This is a genomic window from Corynebacterium genitalium ATCC 33030, from assembly GCF_000143825.1.
GTDB lineage: Bacteria > Actinomycetota > Actinomycetes > Mycobacteriales > Mycobacteriaceae > Corynebacterium > Corynebacterium genitalium.
The window spans coordinates 2112235-2130064 of record NZ_CM000961.1 but is presented as its reverse complement, the minus strand read 5'-3'; the positions used below and the strand labels follow the sequence as shown (position 1 = coordinate 2130064).

Here is a 17830-nt window from a genome sequence, read left to right as displayed (position 1 = left end):
ACGGTTAGGACATGTCCTCGCCGCCACCCTTGGATGTACCGAACGCAAGTTCGAAACGGCGAGTTTTCCGTGCTGAGCCGTTCGAGCCGTTCGCGCCGTCGCCGCCGGTCTTCGCTGAGGCGGTCTTGTCCTCTGTCGTGTCCGCCGTCTTGTCCATTGCTTTGTCGGAGCGGCGTCGGGCGGCCACCTTGTTCCACTGGCGCACGAGCGTTGAGCCGGGGGAGGGGGCGGGTGCGTCGGGCTCGTCGTCAATGCTCGGCGCTTTCCAGACATGGTTGTCGATGAGCTCATCGCGTTGCGCCGCGCTTTCTTGCTCTTCTGCTTCGGCGAGCGCCTTGCCCACGTCGGTGGCGAACTCGAGATCGTCCGCGCTGACTTCGCCGGCGTGCAGCTGGAGCATGTCCTGCATGTAGCGGAAGATCACGGCAACGGTCGCGGCGGCGGGAACAGCTAGGAACGCGCCGACAAGGCCGAAAAGACCGCCGCCGACGGTGACGGAGACCAAGACGACCACAGGGTGCAGGTTCATCGCGCGAGACTGCAGCAGCGGGGAGAGTACGTTGCCTTCGAGCTGCTGGACGGCGATGACGATGCCCAGGACGATGAGCGCCTCGGTGAACCCGAGCGAAACGAGCGCGATGATGACGGCAAGCGCCCCAGCGACAATTGCGCCGACGAGTGGGATGAAGCCCGCCATGAACGTGATCACCGCAAGGGTGAACGCCATGGGCACGCCGACCGCCCACAGGCCGACGCCGATACAGACAGCGTCGATAAACGAGACGACCGCCTGGGCGCGAATGTATCCGCACAGCGTGTTCCAGATGCGGGTGAGCAGCTCGGTGGCGTGCAGTCCGGCGCGGCCGCCGGTGGCGGAGCGGACCCAGGGGAGGAACTTGGGGCCGTCGTTAAGAAAGAAGAAGGTGAGGACCACGACAACGACGAAGGTGATCATCATCGACGTCGCCGTGCTGATACCGGAGAAAATGCCGCCTGCGATCGCGCCGGCGCGGTTTTGCACCCAGGTGATCGAGTCTTGGACGACTTCGTTGATCTGCTCCGCATCCACGCTGAACGGCAGCGAATCCTGGTTCTGCAGCCATAGCGCCAGGCTTTGCAGCCCTTGCCCAGCCTGGATGGCAAGGACGCGGGAGTTCGTGATGATGTCCGGCAGGATCATCGACACGAAGAACACCAGCACAGCCAGCGCCAGCAGCATCGACATCAGCGCCGACAACGCACCGGGGAGGCCGTGTTTGCGCAGGAAGCTTGTCACGGGTTCGAGCACGGTGCACACGATCAGTGCGAGGACGATCGGCAGGATGCCGGCCCAGAATTTGCCCACGAGGTAGGCCAGCGCACCGATCAGGATGAAGATGGCCACCATCCGCAGCGAGAACAGCGCGGTCGATTTCACCCACGAGTTGAACACCACCGCGCGGTCGACGCGGTTGTCGTATTCGTGGGATTTCTTGTCGCCGGCGTTAGCTTTATCGGAGGCTTTGACCTCCTCCGCGAGCTTTTGCGCGGAACCGGAGGCCATGGCGGCGCCCGCGTCCTCGCCACCCTTCGTCGTTTCAGTCACGGAGACTATTGTGCCCGAAGCACCAGCAGCCCCGCTAAGCAATGCTTATCGACGATTCCTCCCCGCTCACCCAGCAACCACACCCCGTCCGTGATACCTTGCCTGCGAACGCTGCTCTTCCCGTGCCGCGCCTGTTTGCTGAAAGGCCTCCCATGTCGCTGACTCCCGCCCGTTCCCTGAAAGTGACCGCAGCCGCGATGTCCCTCGCGCTCGGTCTGTCGTTCACCGCCGTACCAGAAGCTGTTGCGCAGTCCAGTCAGCCTGGAGGATCCAGCCAGGCAGCCGGTGGGCCGATCTCGTCCAGTCACGTGCACGTCGGTGCTACCTCTGCCGACATGAACTTCTCCTGGCGCACCGCTTACAACGGCCAGGAGTTCGTGAAGTACTACCCGACGGCTAACCCTGAGGCGGTGAACGAAGTGGCCGCTACGGAGGCTGACTTCGGCGCCATCGCCTACCGCGCCAACCACGCCACCGTCACCGGTCTGCAGCCGGGCACCGAGTACACCTACCAGCTCGGTTCCGAGCAGGGAGGCTGGAGCGAAGCGGCGACTTTCCGCACCCAGCCGGCAGGAGACAGCTGGAACTTCCTCACCTTGTCCGACGCGCAGATCGGTGTGAACCTCAAAGTGGACGAGCAGGCTGAGGCGTGGCGCACTGCGGTCCGCCAAGCCACCGGCGCCTACCCGGACTCCCAGTTCATCGTCCACGCCGGTGACCAAGCTGAGGGGTGGGGTGACCCGATCAAACAGTGGGAGGCGTTCTTTACCGCTGAAGAGCTGCAGTCCTACCCGCTCGCTATGGCGAAGGGCAATCACGAGCTGTTGCCCACGTCTATCGTCGATAAGCACTTCAAAGAGCACGGGAACCTGCCAAACGCGAAGCCGGGTGACGCGAACTATTTCTTCGAGCGCAACAATGCCCTGTTCATCGTTTTGGACTCTAACGAAACGGGAAACAAGTACTTCGAGCCGATCGACTCGAAGCGCAAACGGGCGATCGAAAAGCAGTCTCAGTTCGTGCGCGAGACTACCGCTGCCCACGGCGCGGACAAGGATTGGACCATCGTGGTCATGCACCACGCTCCGTACTCCCACGGTGGCCGCTACCACGAGAAAGAGATCACGCAGATGCGCGAAGGCCTTGCGCCGGTGTTCTCCGAAACCGGTGTGGACCTGGTGCTCAACGGCCACGACCACATGTACAACCGCAGCCACCTGATGAACGGCACCGAGCCCGTCATCCCGGAAGACACGCCGAAGCCCGGCGACGTGCTGCGCCCGAAGGCTAATGAGACCGTCTACATGACAACCACGACCGCAGGCGGCGGCAAATACTACGACTTCCACACCCGCGACGGTAAGAAGCGCAAGGAGTTCACCGATGTCTCGCAGACTTACGGTAAGGACTTTGCCATCCCGGAGATCGCCGTGTGGCGCCAAGACTACAACCCGGATTACGCCAACATTGAGGTGAGCAAGAATACGCTCACCGTGCGTACGCACAACGTCGCTGACAACTCGGTTGTCGACGAGTTCACCATCGACCGCAGCGGCGCAGCCCCTGCGCAACCCGGTGGTGGCGAAGGCAATGGCAGCACCTCCGGTTCTTCTGGCTCTTCCCAGCGCAATAGCTAGGGCGGTTCCGCTTGCTCGGCAGGCGGGCGGCATTGCCCGTCAATTCGGCCTCGAGCTGTAACCGTAGCCGCGATAACCTGCGCCTGCCTGTGCCCCGGCCCAGTCTGAACTGGCAGCCGGGGCGTACGTTATGATTGGCCAGCGTGAGCCTTACTCTTGGAATCGTCGGCCTGCCTAACGTGGGCAAATCCACCCTGTTCAACGCGCTGACCCGCAATGAGGTCCTGGCGGCGAACTACCCGTTTGCCACCATTGAACCCAACGTCGGCTTAGTGCCGTTGCCGGACAAGCGCCTGGACCGCCTCGCGGAAATCTTCGAGTCCGCGGAGATCCTTCCGGCGACGGTGTCCTTTGTAGATATCGCCGGCATTGTCAAAGGCGCGTCCGAGGGCGAGGGCATGGGCAACGCTTTCTTGGCCAACATCCGTGAAGCGGACGCGATCTGCCAAGTCGTTCGCGCGTTTTCCGACGACAACGTCATCCACGTCGACGGTCGCGTCGACCCTGCCAGCGACATCTCCGTGATCAACACTGAGCTCATCTTGGCCGACCTGCAGACGATCGAGAAGGCCTTGCCGCGCCTGGAGAAAGACGGCCGCAAAGACAAGGACATCGCCGCCCAGGCCGCCGAAGCCAAAAAGGCACAGGAGATCCTGGAGTCAGATCGGACGCTGTTCGCCGCCTCCAAGTCAGGCGAGATTGACCTCGCGCTCGTGCGCGACTTGCACCTGATGACCGCGAAGCCGTTCCTCTACGTGTTCAACTCCGACGAGGGCGTACTCACCGACGACGCGAAGAAGGCCGAGCTGCGCGAACTCGTCGCACCTGCTGAAGCTGTGTTCCTCGACGCGCAGACTGAGACCGAGCTCCTTGAGCTTGACGACGAAGACGCCGCAGAGCTCCTCGCCGCCGTCGGCCAAGACGAGCCAGGCTTATCGACGCTTGCACGCGCCGGCTTTGAAACCCTCGGCCTGCAGACCTACCTGACTGCTGGTCCGAAGGAGTCCCGCGCCTGGACGATCCACAAGGGCGACACTGCTCCGAAGGCCGCCGGCGTGATTCACACCGACTTTGAGAAGGGCTTCATCAAGGCTGAGATCGTGGCCTTCGAGGACCTCGATGAGCTCGGCTCCATGGCCGAGGCGCGCGCGAAGGGCAAGGTCCGCCAGGAGGGCAAGGACTACGTCATGGCCGATGGTGACGTGGTGGAGTTTCGTTTCAATGTAACCTGAGGCGCGCTAGTGTTAGCGGCATGACGACACGTGCTGCTATTTACCTCCGTATCTCGCTCGATGCTGCCATGGACGGTCTTGCCATCGACCGGCAGCGTCAGGACTGCGAAGCCCTTGCCGAGCAACGCGGCTGGGACGTTGTGCATACCTACGTCGATCAGTCGATCTCCGCGTCAAAGAAGGACGTGGACCGCCCCGACTACGACGCGATGGTGGCGTCTTTCGAGCGCGGCGAGATCGACGCAATCATTTGCTGGGACCTCGACCGCCTCACGCGGCAGCCCTGGCAGCTCGAAGAGTGGATCGACAGGGCAGAAGAGCAGGGGCTGAAACTCGTCACCGCGAACGGTGATGCTGACCTTGCCACCGACGGCGGCAGAATGTACGCGCGTATCAAAGCAGCCGTGGCGCGCGGCGAGATCGAACGCAAAAGCATGCGCCAATCCCGTGCGCAACAGCAGCGCGCCGAGCAGGGCCGCTGGTACTCCGGCGGTGTCCGCCCTATCGGCTACACCTCCACCGGCGAGATCATCCCCTCCGAAGCCGCCGCCGTGCTCGGGATGTTCCGCGCTGTCGAGCGGGGCAACTCCATGCGCGACATCGCACGCGCCCTGTCTGGGGTCAATCAGCCGGGCTTGCCGGATATCCCGACCACGCCGCGCCATATGCACACCGTGGTCACAGAGCGCAACGCACGTCGCCGCGCTGCTGGCCAGGAAGAAAAGCCTGTTCCCGACGCGCAGCCGTGGGCCTACACGTCGTTGCACTCGATCCTGCGCAACCCTGTGTATGCCGGCTACTCCACCTATAAGAAGGCCGAGCGCAAAGGCGTGAAGAACAAGTACCGCCGTGTCACACATATCGTCCGCGACCCCGATACCGGCGAGCCGGTGAAAGGGCAGTGGGAGCCTATCGTCACACCCGATTTGTGGTGGCGTGTGCAGAACGTGCTCGATGATCCCGACCGGCTGACAAACAAGGAGCGCCGGAACACTCGCCGCCATCTCGGCTCGGGCCTGTATGTCTGCGACGAGTGTGGCAACCCCGTGCGCACGCATGCCGACCGCTACCGCTGCGCGGCCTGCGGCTTAGTGCGCACTCACAGCGTTGATGATTTTGTGCTCGCCGTGATCCGCGCCCGCCTTGGCCGTGACGACCTGGCGGACCTGCTGCCGACTGCGGACGACGACGAGGTCAACGCCATCGACGACGAACTCGCTGAGCTTCGCGCAAAGCTTGCCCGCGTCCAGGCTGACTACGACGAGGAGCTTATCGAGGCCCGTGACCTCAAGCGCGCGCGAAACCGTTATGAGCCGCAGATCGAGAAACTCGAAACGCGCCGTGCCCGCCTTGCTGGCGCATCGGCCCTGCTTGACACAACCGGCTACGCCTCGCCCGTGGACGCCTTCGACAACGCAGAGCTTGCCGTGCAGCGCCGTGTCATCAACACCTTGTGCCAGGTGCGCCTGCGCCGTGGCGTGCGTGGCAGCAAGACCTTCAACCCCGAATCAGTCCAGATCGTGTGGAACTAGGTTGCAGTGTATGACACGTCAACAATCGCGCGCATATGCTGTAGTGCGCAACGCTCCTACGAAAGAACGCCACGGGAGCTGGCAGTTCGGGGGAGATCTGCCTTCGTGTATCGGGGGGTGACACTGCTCAACCGTGGCGTTCGCAGGAAGTATGACACGGCTCTTGTCACCCCGCACGTTGAGTGTTGGAGACGTTGATCCTAGTTGTGCCGCATCAGCTTAACCAGCGGCGACGCGGGGATCTAACCATGCTGCGTCGCTAGCGCTCGCACCCGGTAAGCCAAGTATCGGGCTGCGCTAGCGACGCCCGGCGCACATAGGCGCTGCACTGCTGGGATACGCCTGCGACCGGCAGAGCCGGGCCGAATTCGGGATTGGCCATGTACACCCCGTATTCGTGCAAAGGAGCACTGCCATGTCCACTCATTCCCACACGCTTGCATCCCACGGTGAGATCCTCGCGAACCTCCCCGGCATCCTCGGGTTTTACCCGAACAACTCGCTGATCCTCGCGTTCTTCGTCGACGACGAGGGTGTCGACACCATCCGTCTCGGCCCGGTCGCACGGTTCGACCTGGACGAGGCCGTGGAGAAGCTCGCCGAGAGCCGCGAGCGGTTCGCAGCGTGGGTCCACCACCTCGAACTCGACGCTGTTATCGCGTACATGATCAGCGATGACATTGCGCAACCGGTCTTCGACGAGACGGCAACGTATCTCACCAGCGGGGCAGTGCACCTACCGCCGCTGCTCGGGGTGGTGCAGGTGCCCGAGATCGTCACCGGGGCTGCGTGGTGGTCCGTGTATCAGCATCCGCTCATCGACGAGCCGCGCCACGGCGTTGTCGGCGAGGTCGCTGCATCGGCGGCGCTGCGACAAATGCTAGAGCACACCGGCGAGCTGCCGGAGCCGAGCAAAGACGACATCGAGGCACGGTTGAACAGCACCGATCACGGCATCGACGCCGCCGAGCACGCCGACATCATCGAAGACGCGCTGGCGTATATCCCGCCCATGTTCGCAGACATGCTGCAGCGTGAATACGAGCAGGCGGCGGCAGGAATCACCCAGCCGAGCACGCGCGCTGTTCGATCGGCGCTGAAATGCTTCACCACGCCGCGCTTGCGGGACACGCTGCTTGCCGCGCTGCTCGATGAGCCGCAGGCTGGTCTTGCGTTCATAGAGCAGGTTATGCGCGCTGTCCCGACCAGCTGGCCGGGGATGCGGGCGCAGCTCACCGCCACTGTTGCCGTGCTTGCGCACGCCACAGGCCAGCCGGGGCTAGCTGGCGTGGCTGCGCAGCGAGCCACCGAGATCGGGCCAGACGAGAACTTCCCGTCGCTGGTCGCGAAGCTCACCGACATCGGCCAAGGCGAGCGGATGGTCGAACTCGTCCGTGAGGGCGCTGAGAAGACCCGCACGATCTTGTTTGCCGAGTAGCACCACACACCCCGTTGCAGCAATGCAATGGGGTTTCTTTTTCTCGCGGGGCAGGGGAGCGACCCCTAGACAGCAGAGCTGTCTCCAACAGACGGATTGACCATCAATCCGAACAAGGAGGCACGTGATGCGCGATTTCATTCACACCGACCTGGAACTGCTCTACCAGCTCGCCGACGGCATCGACGGCGAGGACGCCGATCCGGGCGCAGCACAAGAACTGCGCGACCTAGAGGCGGCAGGCACACCGCTGCCCTGGGCAGTGCTGTAGCGACAGCGCAACCACCCCGCAGCAGCAAATCCGCTGCTTAAGTGCCCAAATTGCACGGCAAATCACACCCACTCACGTAAGGAGAACCATCATGTCCAACCCCTTCAACAACGGCACCATCGTCGGCAACGCAGCTCGCGCACCGAAGCTGTTCGAGCACGCAAACGGTGGCGCGACGGTGAAACTCAGCGTCTATGCGCGCAACACCTTCAAGAACAAGGCCACCGGCAAGGTGGAAAGCGAGATCGTGGAGCTGACCGGCTACGTCCAGGACGCGAAGAACCCCGGCGTGTTCGGCTACATCGGCTCCGGCGACCGCGTTGCGGTGAGCTACTCGCTGAAAACCGACGTCTACACCGACAAGGACGGCCAGAAGCAGTACCCGCTGGTGGCGCGCATCGACACGGTGCAGCTGATCGATTCCAAGAAGGAGTCCGCTGCGCGCGCAGCCCGTCGCGGAGGTGAGGCGGCGAACGCAGCGCTCGCAGACGCTGAACAAGAACCGTTCTAGTTACAACAACACCCCGCAGGTTTCCCTGCGGGGTTATTTTTTCTTCAAGATACTAGATCCGCCGAGGTCGTGGTCGACCCATACATCGATTCGTACAGTTTGAAGCGTCCCGGGTTTAGTTCCTACCTCAGGTAAGGAAGGATTAGGCACTATGCCCAGAAAGTATTCCGTTGAGTTCAAGGAGAGGGCGGGCCATCAGATCATCGAAATGGTCCGACCCGTGGACGTCGGTCGGAGAAGTCGAACTGGCCACCTTGCGGTGGGTGCATTAGTGGAACACTAAGCGACTTCACGAAGCATTGGACTACGCCACCCCACAGGAAATAGAAACCGAGTACTATCTCACCGAGCCCATCAACACAGGGCCGTAAAAGAAGCGGAACTAAACCCAGGACGCTGCAGAAATTGTGTAGCGTGAATCATGCCGTGGATTTCACTGAGTAAGGATTTCACTCATGATCACTTTGAAGAGACCCTTGATTTTGGCGCCAATGGCAGGGGGGCCATCTACTCCTGAACTTTGTGTCGCGGTAACGAATGCCGGCGGTTTGGGAAATATTGCTGCAGGTTACTTAACTCCAGAAAAGCTGATATCGGCAATTCAACAGGTTGAAGGTGAAGCGGACGGCCCGTACGGGATAAATATATTCTGCCCGCCTCCGGATCGAGAGCGTTCTTCTAAGGAGCAGGACCTATGGAAGCGATACCGCGTCTTACTCGAAACGGATACCCAGATACTTGGGGAGCTACCTGATCGACCCTTTACGGGGGACGACTTTTACCGGGAAAAGATAGACATTGCTTTAAGCTCGCAGGCTCAAGTAGTTTCTTTTACGTTTGGCTACCCTGATGAAACGTTGATCCATGAGTTTCAAGAAGCAGGGAAAAGTGTTGTTTTAAATGCGACAACGCCTCATGAGATCGACTTTCTCGCATCCACCTCGTGTGATGCTATATGTGTTCAGGGGGCAGAAGCTGGAGGCCATCGAGCGACTGTGCTCTCTACCGAGAGTGAGGGATCGACTCATTCTACTTCTGAACTGCTGGAATATGCCTTATCTAAAGTAAGTAAGCCTGTTATTGCTGCAGGTGGTATCGCGACTGCAAAAGAAGCCCTCGCACTCCTTCGCCGGGGTGCATGGGCCATACAGGTGGGCACCCATTTTCTTCTCGCAGATGAGGCGGGGACGAAACATACCCACAAGATTGCTCTGAAAGAGTTACGCGGTCGGCCGACCACCCTTACTAAAGCGTTCACCGGAAGATCGGCTCGCGCCATCACCAATACTTTTACTGAAAAGTACTCCCAGTCCGCTCCGTCGATGTATCCGGAACTTCACCATTTGACTTCAGAGTTAAGAGCAAATGCTAATTACGCTGGCGATGTGGAAAGCCTTAACCTTTGGGCGGGAGTGAACTACGGGTGCGCCCATTCGGCACCTGCGGCCGATATTGTTGATGAGCTGACCCCATATTCTACTTCTCTAGGCGTCGGTCGAGTCGTTCCTCTGGCTGCCCAGGTAGCTGTTGTGGGCGGGGGGCCGAGAGGGCTGGCGGTCGTCGAAAGAACCCTGGACCGGTTGGCGCACAGTATTGATCAAGAAGAAACACCCGTACTGGTCTGGTTTGATGATTCATCCTTCGGATCCGGCAAGGCGTGGAATCCTTATCAGACCCCTGCTCTCCTCATGAATACTGTGGCATCTCAGCTTAGTGGTTTCCCTGATTCCAGCGCCGGTATCGAGGGGAGGTATCTCGAGGGTCCCACATTTTACGAATGGCTGAAATCTGACAAAGCCTCTGCCTTCCTACACTCAGATCCTGTCCTTTTGGAAGAGGCTCTGCAAACGGGTCCAGACACCTATACATCCAGGGCTCTCTATGGCGCTTATCTTCACTGGGTAGCTTCTCAGGTAGTTACTGCCTATCGAGATTATGTAGATATTCGCTTAGTGCCCACGCGAGTGCTATCTATTTCCGATCAAGAGGGGGCATACGCTCTCATGGACTCTGATGGGCACACGGTAGTGGTCAAAAATGTTGTGTTGGCAGTTGGGCATACCTCTCAGCAAATGATTGCACAGGAGGAAAACAATCAGGAGGAAAACAATGGGGAAGCCTGAGGGAGACGCTCACTCCGCTGCGACTGAAACTACCCACCGGGATGCTCTTTTGGTGTCGCGTGGTACCGCCGGCCTAGCAGTAGCCATGGGCTTGGGCAGATTCTTTTACACCCCCATTTTGCCTTTGATGGTAGGTTCCCTGGGTTGGTCGGGACAGTCCAGCGCGTGGATCGCCACCGCCAACTACGCCGGGTATTTTGCGGGTTCTTTGGCGGCCTCCCGAGGGTGGGTGCCGATTTCTAGAAGATTATACAGGGCAGCCCTTGTGTTGACGACAGTGCTCCTGGCGGCGGTTGCTTTCTCTGGCTCACCGTGGTGGCAAATAGCGGTCCGCTTTTTGGCTGGGGCCATCTCAGCTCTAGTTTTCGTCTCGGTGACGCAGAATATTCCCGTGGTCAAACGCCGAGCCCATGATGGTGGAATAATTTACGCTGGGGTTGGGCTAGGCATCCTCATCTCCGGAGGAATTGTCCTCATGGGGGGAAGCGTTCTCTCATGGCGGGCACTGTGGCTTATCTGCGCAGCAGTGAGTGCAGCACTTTCGCTTCTTGCATGGAATTGGCCAATACGTGAAAATCGCTCCGATTCTTCTACTCGGCCACGAAGTGACCAAGGACAGGAATCTTCGCTTGAACCATTGCGGTGGTTATCTGCTGGATATCTCTTCCAAGGCGCAGGCTACATCATCATCGGTACATATCTGGTGGTTCTAGCGCAGCCGGTTTTCGGGCAAACAGCCGCCGCCTCGACGTGGCTGGTAGCTGGATGCGCCACCGCTCCATCCCCGTTGTTTTGGTCGTATGCGGCAAACCGAGTGGGAACCTTCAAAGCGCTTGCTGGATGCTATTTCCTGCAGGTTACAGGTGCTGTCGTGGCAGTCTTCAGTTCTGGGCCCGGTCTTTTGTTTGTGTCGGCGTTTTTGTTCGGAGCTACCTTCATGGGGGTAACGATGCTGACTATTGAAGCGGGTCTCAAAGCGGGGAGCCCAGTTGCGGCGGCTTCCCTAACGACATGGTACAGCTTGGGGCAAATTATGGGCCCTGCGGTTATCGCTGTGGTGTTTAGTAACTCAACTACCTTGAGTTTCGCAGTGGCGGCTGGTTCATTGATTGTCGCGATGTTTTTCACGCTGCGCGGCGCCCACCTTCCTGTTTCCGGCACTGGTAGAAAGCAGGGGTGAAAATGGATAGCACAGAGCATGCCGATTTTCTTCACGTGAGGTTTTATCTCACTGCCTAACGGCAGGGGAACCGTATATTGCGAGCCTTCCAGCTGAGGCTGGTGGCTAAGCTTAGAAGTTCATCTTGAAGCGTCCTGGGTTCAGTTCCTACCTCTGGTAAGGAAGGATTAGGCACTATGCCCAGAAAGTATTCCGTTGAGTTCAAGGAGAAGGCGGGCCATCAGATCATCGAAATGGTCCGACTGGAGTCTTGCTCACTGCAACGCGCCTACACGGAGGTCGGTGAGCTGCTTGGAGTATCCCACCACGCGTTGCGGGCTTGGTACCGTGACAGCGCTTCAGTACGAGATAATTCTGACGCTTCAGGCGGCGAAACAATGGAAGAAGAGCTCAAGCGTCTGCGCCGCGAAAACCGTGAGCTGAAACGAGCAAACGGGATTCTTAAGACAGCTTCGGCTTTTTTCGCAGCGGAACTCGACCGACCCGCGACCAAATGATCTCCTGCATCGACGCGTACAAAGATCAATTTGGGGGCGGACTAAACCCAGGACGCTTCAGTTCCCGTGTCGCTGAGATGGGATTCATCCAACCTTGCCCCCGGAAGAGCCCAGTGCAGGTTGTCGACCACCTGTGGGAGCTCCTGGGCTTACAAGGCCAGGTACCCGTTACGGCTCCCAGAAATACAAGATCTGACCCCTGCGAATGTCGCCCCGGACCTTGAGACCGTCGGTCCCCATTTCAGGTGCTGTTGCAAAGTTGGGGGGAGAGCAGCTTCTTCGACCTCCTCCGATGGTGCTTCATCACACAATGATTCTAAACTTCAGGTGTAACTGGCTCCTGTAGGTGACTGATGATGGTGGCAGCAACTACGAGCGCTGCGGCACCGAAGACTCCACCGGCGACCGCGACGGCTGTGTGGAAGCCTGTGAGGAACGCTCCACTGGCGACCATTTCGCCGAGGACTGCGACGCCGACGACGCTGCCGGTCTGGCGGGCGGCATTGATGACTCCTCCTGCGATGCCGACATGTTCCGGCGGGGCCGAGGCCACTGCGGCCGAGGTCGCGGCCGGCATCGCGAAGGCCATCCCGAATCCAGCTGTGAAGGTCAACACCGCGACCACCACGTAAGGGGTTTCTGCGGTGAGCAGCACGAGGCTGCTGAAGCCGATCGTGCCGACTACCAGGCCGGTGAGCATGGTGGGGAACGCGCCCCACCGGGCGACGGCACGGCCGCCCAGCGGTGACGCGACCACGGCGCTGCACGCCTGTGGTGCCAGCGCGAGGCCTGCCAGCCACGGCTCGTATCCCAGGTACTGCTGGAAGAAGAGGGAGAGCACGAAGAGTTGTCCGAAGAAGCTGAAGTTGAGCGCGAGCCCTACCATTGCGGCCACGGAGAACCGGGCACGAGTGAACAAGGCCATCGGCAGCATCGGGTCCGGGTGTCCTCGCTCTGCGATGATGAACAGGGCGAGGAAGACGCCCCCGGCGATCAGCACGGCTACCTGCCAGGGTGACCATCCGTGTTCGCCTGCGGTGATGACTGCATAGGTTACTGCCACCAGCGTGAGCACGGAGAGCACCTGTCCGGGTAGGTCCACCCGTCTCGCGCGACTGCCCGTGAGCACGGGAATTGCCCACAAGGTGAGCAGACAGCCGATAGCGACGATGGGGAGGTTGACCCAGAACACCGCCCGCCACCCGATCGTCGACACCAGCGCTCCGCCCAGGACCGGTCCGATCGCGGCGGCAACACCTCCTGCGCCGCCCCACAGCCCGATGGCGCGTGCTCGTTCCTTCGGATCGTCGTACACAGCCGACAGCAATGCCAGAGAGCCCGGCACGATCGCTGCCGCGCCCACGCCCTGGACGGCGCGACCAGCGACGAGGAACCCGCCTGTGGGAGCGAGGGCGCACACGGCCGAGAGCACAGCAAAGACCACCAGGCCAGCGAGGTAGACCCTGCGGGCCCCGAGACGGTCGCATGCGGCCCCAGCTGTGAGAAGGAACGCGGCGAACACGAGGGTGTAAGCGTCGACGACCCACTGCAGTGAGCCCACCGTCATGTCGAGGTCAGTGCCGATCTCGGCGAGGGCGACATTGACGATGGTCGTATCGAGCATGACGATGAAGAAACCGAGGAGGGTCGCGACCAGCGCCGTGCGCCGATGCGCGGTCATACGCGAGACTCCAGCGAAGCCTCGGCGGGCGGGTGGCCGAAGTAGGTGCGCTTGTAGAAGTCCTCATCGTAGTGCCCGCGTAGCCGTTGGCGGTCCCCGTTCATCGCGATCGCTCCCTTCGTCTCCTGATGCAATGAATCTGGTGAGTTCAAACTACGCCTGCGATTGTTCGGTCGTCACCGAACAGTTCCGGGTGCACACTGGAGACATGGTTGCGCGCGTGTTTCCTGAAGCGGTCCCGGATATCTCGACAGTCGCGTCGGCTCTGGCTGACTCGTCGCGGGCGGCCATGTGTGCTGCGCTCATGGACGGGCGGGCCTGGACGGTTGGTGAACTGGGCAGGTACGCGGGCCTGGCCCGGTCGACGGCGAGCGAGCATGTTGGCGTGCTCGTCACCCACGGTCTCGTCCACGACATTCGGCAGGGCCGGCACCGCTACATTCGCCTGGCCGGGGAAGACATCGCACGAGTGGTCGAGAGCCTTGGCGTGGTCGCCCGCTCGCCCCTGCCCACTCCTCACAGCCTCAGCGCGTCACGGGCGAATGCGAACCTACGTGAAGGCCGCACCTGTTATCAGCACCTCGCCGGTAAGCTCGGGGTGCGCCTGGCTGAACAACTGGAAGAGCACGAGTTCATCGACTCGCACTGTCAGGTCACTAATCACGGTCATCGCTTGTTCATACAGTGGGGTGTGCCCCCGAAGATGCTCGACACGGGCAGGTCGTGCATGGACTCCACCGAACGCCGCTTCCACCTCGCCGGCCCTCTCGGCACGGGAATCTGCAAGACTCTGCTGGATAAGGAATGGCTTTCCCGCAGGGGTCGTACCCGGGCCGTGCGTCTCACTCCCGCCGGGCGGGCAGCGCTCAACGACGCGGGGATCTCCCTCAATTGACCGACAGCCGTCCCTGAGGGCTTCAGTCGTTCTTTGGCACCGGCGTGACCTTTCGGACGATCGAAAGCCGGTCGGCTTCCGGCCCTAGACGCGGAGATTAACAGTTCGCTCTTTATTCTCTAACGTCAATTAAAAGATTGACCATGATGTCCATACGAGTATTGGGGTCTTCTGTCCGTAGAAGTTCTTCTACCTTGTTTTTAAACTCTGGAGATTCCTTTTTAAAAACAGGTTTTTGTGGCATGTGATAAAACGCCTTCAATAGACGTTCATCTTTTTCAATTTCGCGTGCTACTGAAGAGATTTGCTCGTTAGTCGCCCGGAAGGGGTGAATTTCACAGGCACCGAGTGCTCCAGCCAGAGAGACCCAGTCTTCGGTCTCTTCCATTTCTTTCTTGATGATTCTGAATAAATCATTACGCAACGTGGATCTTAAAAATCTTGCTGTTGACGTTGTTGTTGATGTCGATTGTGTAGCCGCCTGACTTGCTGTCTGTTCGAAAATCAAGTCGGGTTCCGTCGTCTAAGAATACTGTAGAAGGGTTTACCACCGGTTCTTGTCCTTGGGAGGTTTTCGGTTGCCCTTTTCTTGGGTGGTCACCGGTAACAAGTCCGTTCCCCTCATCCCGTAGGTTTTTGGCTGCGTCTGCTTTGCGCTTCGCTGAGTGCGCAATCTGTGAGCTCACCTTTGAGAGGGGGTAGCGTACGTTTGTTTTCGGCTGGTTAATCCATTGTTTATTGCTTTTCGGGTTTTGGTCGCTGCTCCGCTCGTCAACTGTTTCGCTGCTTCTCCCATAGATATCTACGGATCAAGAAGATGGGCAACACTAAAACGAAGTAAAAAGTCATATACCCCGCTACGTGAAGAAGTATACCGTCAGAACTTACTTCGCTCCATGGAACCCCCTCTACGCTTGATGAGGAAACTCCACGCCAACCGGTCACTTGGCTTACGTAGAAGCCAGCGATAACCATTAGCGGTAGTACGATGAAGGAAAACCACCACGGAGGTATCCATGGTTTTCCATTTTTCTGAGTTCTACGTAAAGCCCCTCCGAAACCCATTATAACTTCCTTTCCAGTCCAACTTTTCGCTGATAGCACAAGGACCTGCATAAAGTGCAATCTTTCCAACCCACGCTACGGGCCCACCGATTGCACTAATTCCGTAGTCAAGGGCAACCGTTGCAACATTAACAGAGGCTACTTGGACGATCTTGTCCGCAGCAGCTTTCCACTGTTTATTTTTCAACATAGATCCAATGGCCACCGCCACCCTTCAACGGCATTTTCGCCCAGCTTCCGCGCCAGCCAACATAAGCCATGACGATGGAAGCGCCCACCCAAATGCACACTCCAAGGATCTTGGCACGGGGAACCGTATATTGCTTACAGCCTGTCCAGTTTCTTGTCCCACTCGCGTGGCAGAATGATTCCCGCGCGAGGGTCGGTAGGGGTTTCGCTTCGAGACTCGGGGCGGGGGTCGTTGCGGGGTGTGTAAGGAAGCGTCGGAAAACGTGTAAGCCGCCGTGTAAGTGGCGGCGTGTCTAGAGGTTGGGGAGTTTGGTGAATGCCCCTAATGACACCTGAATTGAGCAGTGAAGTTGCTTGTCATCGTATTAACACATTTGCTGCGCAACAGAATGTCGCTGTCATTTTGCCGGCCCTTCTGCGGGTGTCTCTTCTGCGCAGCACACGCGCCATTGTCCCGGCGGACGTGCTGCGCAATATCTCCGCCACTCAACAGGCCAATTCGCTGCGCAACGTAGTGACACTCCGCTCAGCGTGGCCCAGATTTCTTCGATTCTCGCTGAATTAGAGCGGTTTTAGCGCTATCTCTGGACACTGACCCTGGCGACACCCTGCTAGGCCGCTACAGGGCCGTACAGGGCGGGGGAGAGCAGTGCTACAACTAATCACCGCCATCACGGTCACGCTGCTGTTGCTGCTGGAGGCGGCGTTTCTCGATACGCTCCTGTGCACGTCGGCGCGCGTCACTGTGCTTGCTTGAGGTCTGCGACTTCTTGAACTGCGTATAGCGCTCAAGCAACTCCGGGCTGTCGTGCAGTTCTAGCACCAGGAACTTCTTGTCCAGATGCTCCAACTGCTGTCCTGACTTCACCGCTTCTTCGATGATGATCTTCGCCTCATCTTGTGCTTCGCTGCGGATCTTTTCTGCGTCTCGCTCGGCTTGCTTACGTGCCTCGTCGACTTGGCGTGTGATCGTCTCTGCTTCGCTGCGGGCCGTGGCTGTAATCTCGCTCGCCTTGGACCGCGCAGTCTCTTCGGCCAGGTCGTGCAACTCATCTGCTTGCGCTTCGGCAAGGCCCATGGTCTGCTCAGCATCCTTGCGTGCGTCGCTGCGGATCTGCTCGGCTTCTTGCTCCGCCTTCTCACGTGCCTCGTTGAGCACACGCTCGGCAACAGCGCGGGCCTGTTCTTCGGCGTGCTGCAGCACACTTTGCGCTTTCTCGTTGGCTTCTTGGGCCTGCTTGAGTTCTTTTGCTGCCTGCTCGCGATCACGCTCGATCGCGTCCATGTCGCGCTGCACGGAGCGCTTCTTGACTTCCACTTCACCTTCGCGGTTCTTGAGATCCCGCTCTCGGTCTTGCTGCTCGGTGTAGCGGTCGAGGTTCAGCGACTCGTCGTGTCGTTCGGAGACTTCCAGTTCAACCGGATAACCGAGCGCGTGCATGTGTTCGCGCAGGCCCCGTTGCGCATCGATGAACTTCTGTTGGCCCGATATCTGCTTGCCCTTCTTCGGGCCGGATGTGTACCGCACCGTGGGGTCTGTGTTGTACGCGATGCCAGGGCGGCAACGCAGCGTACCGGGCTTGTCCGGATGAGGGGAGAGGGTGTCCGCCTGAAACTGGATGTGTGGCGTCGATTCGTCGAAGTTCATGTCCCCGCCGGCGACTGCGTCGATACCGCCGGGAATGAAGTTCTCGGCGAGCCAACGCATTGACTCTTCGGGGTACTTCTTTGCTTCTTCGTAGTCGCGGGCGACATAGCGCGGACGTTTCACTTCGCGCCCGTCCACCTCACTGGTGTAGTAGTCGGGGATCTCCTTGCACATCGACTTCGGCAGATACACGACGAACAGCGACGTCTCGAAACTGTTCTTCTGCACGCGCACTCCGTCCATCCGAGGCGTGTACAGCCGCCACAGGACCGTACAGCCATTGCCACAGGGGCGAACCAATCGAGTCGCGGCGCTATGTATCTGTGTCAGCAGCTGCCGCTGGATC

13 protein-coding genes and 2 pseudogenes are annotated in these 17830 nt (G+C 59.7%); 11 read left to right on the top strand and 4 right to left on the bottom strand.

Features of this window, described 5'->3' with window-relative positions; all coding sequences use genetic code 11:
• Window positions 1-4 precede the first annotated feature (4 nt).
• Window positions 5-1585: an AI-2E family transporter gene (locus HMPREF0291_RS10010; RefSeq protein ID WP_232210305.1), complete on the bottom strand. Its 1581-nt coding sequence runs from the start codon at window positions 1583-1585 to the stop codon at window positions 5-7.
• 152 nt (window positions 1586-1737) lie between these two features.
• On the opposite strand from HMPREF0291_RS10010, the gene HMPREF0291_RS10005 reads away from it, so the two are divergent.
• From HMPREF0291_RS10005 to HMPREF0291_RS09970, 10 genes and pseudogenes are all read left to right on the top strand, one after another.
• Complete coding sequence (locus tag HMPREF0291_RS10005) at window positions 1738-3222, top strand: purple acid phosphatase family protein (protein ID WP_198002200.1); 1485 nt, start codon at window positions 1738-1740, stop codon at window positions 3220-3222.
• Between the two features lie 143 nt (window positions 3223-3365).
• Entirely contained in the window at window positions 3366-4454 is a 1089-nt protein-coding gene (gene ychF / locus HMPREF0291_RS10000) for a redox-regulated ATPase YchF (protein ID WP_040423794.1), read from the top strand.
• A 20-nt stretch (window positions 4455-4474) separates the two neighbouring features.
• Window positions 4475-5986 carry a recombinase family protein gene (locus HMPREF0291_RS09995; RefSeq protein WP_005291050.1) on the top strand — a complete coding sequence of 504 codons (1512 nt, stop codon included), beginning with the start codon at window positions 4475-4477 and terminating at the stop codon, window positions 5984-5986.
• 415 nt (window positions 5987-6401) lie between these two features.
• Complete coding sequence (locus HMPREF0291_RS09990; RefSeq protein WP_005291048.1) at window positions 6402-7424, top strand: DUF4192 domain-containing protein; 1023 nt, start codon at window positions 6402-6404, stop codon at window positions 7422-7424.
• 127 nt (window positions 7425-7551) lie between these two features.
• Window positions 7552-7695 (top strand): hypothetical protein, encoded by a 144-nt coding sequence (locus tag HMPREF0291_RS12015; RefSeq protein ID WP_005291046.1) that lies wholly within the window; start codon window positions 7552-7554, stop codon window positions 7693-7695.
• A gap of 91 nt (window positions 7696-7786) precedes the next feature.
• Window positions 7787-8206, top strand: a complete 420-nt coding sequence (locus HMPREF0291_RS09985; RefSeq protein WP_005291043.1) for a single-stranded DNA-binding protein — start codon at window positions 7787-7789, stop codon at window positions 8204-8206.
• A 218-nt stretch (window positions 8207-8424) separates the two neighbouring features.
• Window positions 8425-8577 (top strand): annotated as a pseudogene (locus tag HMPREF0291_RS11900) (integrase core domain-containing protein); the annotation flags it as partial.
• An 84-nt stretch (window positions 8578-8661) separates the two neighbouring features.
• Window positions 8662-10329 (top strand): nitronate monooxygenase, encoded by a 1668-nt coding sequence (locus tag HMPREF0291_RS09980; RefSeq protein ID WP_232210304.1) that lies wholly within the window; start codon window positions 8662-8664, stop codon window positions 10327-10329.
• On the top strand, window positions 10316-11509 hold the full coding sequence (locus HMPREF0291_RS09975) for a YbfB/YjiJ family MFS transporter (protein ID WP_005291037.1): 1194 nt from the start codon (window positions 10316-10318) through the stop codon (window positions 11507-11509). Before HMPREF0291_RS09980 ends, HMPREF0291_RS09975 begins: the two co-directional genes overlap by 14 nt.
• A gap of 176 nt (window positions 11510-11685) precedes the next feature.
• Window positions 11686-12041 (top strand): annotated as a pseudogene (locus HMPREF0291_RS09970) (transposase); the annotation flags it as partial.
• A 281-nt stretch (window positions 12042-12322) separates the two neighbouring features.
• Here HMPREF0291_RS09970 and HMPREF0291_RS09965 read toward each other — a convergent pair.
• Window positions 12323-13687: an MFS transporter gene (locus HMPREF0291_RS09965; RefSeq protein ID WP_005291032.1), complete on the bottom strand. Its 1365-nt coding sequence runs from the start codon at window positions 13685-13687 to the stop codon at window positions 12323-12325.
• A 133-nt stretch (window positions 13688-13820) separates the two neighbouring features.
• Here HMPREF0291_RS09965 and HMPREF0291_RS09960 point away from each other — a divergent pair, with 133 nt between their 5' ends.
• The gene (locus HMPREF0291_RS09960; RefSeq protein WP_005291027.1) at window positions 13821-14582 is read left to right on the top strand and encodes an ArsR/SmtB family transcription factor; all 762 of its coding nucleotides are present in this window, start codon (window positions 13821-13823) and stop codon (window positions 14580-14582) included.
• A 112-nt stretch (window positions 14583-14694) separates the two neighbouring features.
• Here HMPREF0291_RS09960 and HMPREF0291_RS11890 read toward each other — a convergent pair whose 3' ends face one another.
• Together HMPREF0291_RS11890 and HMPREF0291_RS09955 are read right to left on the bottom strand one after the other, a co-directional pair.
• A complete protein-coding gene (locus HMPREF0291_RS11890; protein WP_156774845.1) occupies window positions 14695-15090 on the bottom strand; it encodes a hypothetical protein in 396 nt (131 codons plus the stop codon).
• Between the two features lie 1404 nt (window positions 15091-16494).
• The gene (locus HMPREF0291_RS09955) at window positions 16495-17712 is read right to left on the bottom strand and encodes a cell envelope integrity TolA family protein (protein ID WP_198002199.1); all 1218 of its coding nucleotides are present in this window, start codon (window positions 17710-17712) and stop codon (window positions 16495-16497) included.
• Between the last annotated feature and the right edge of the window lie 118 nt (window positions 17713-17830).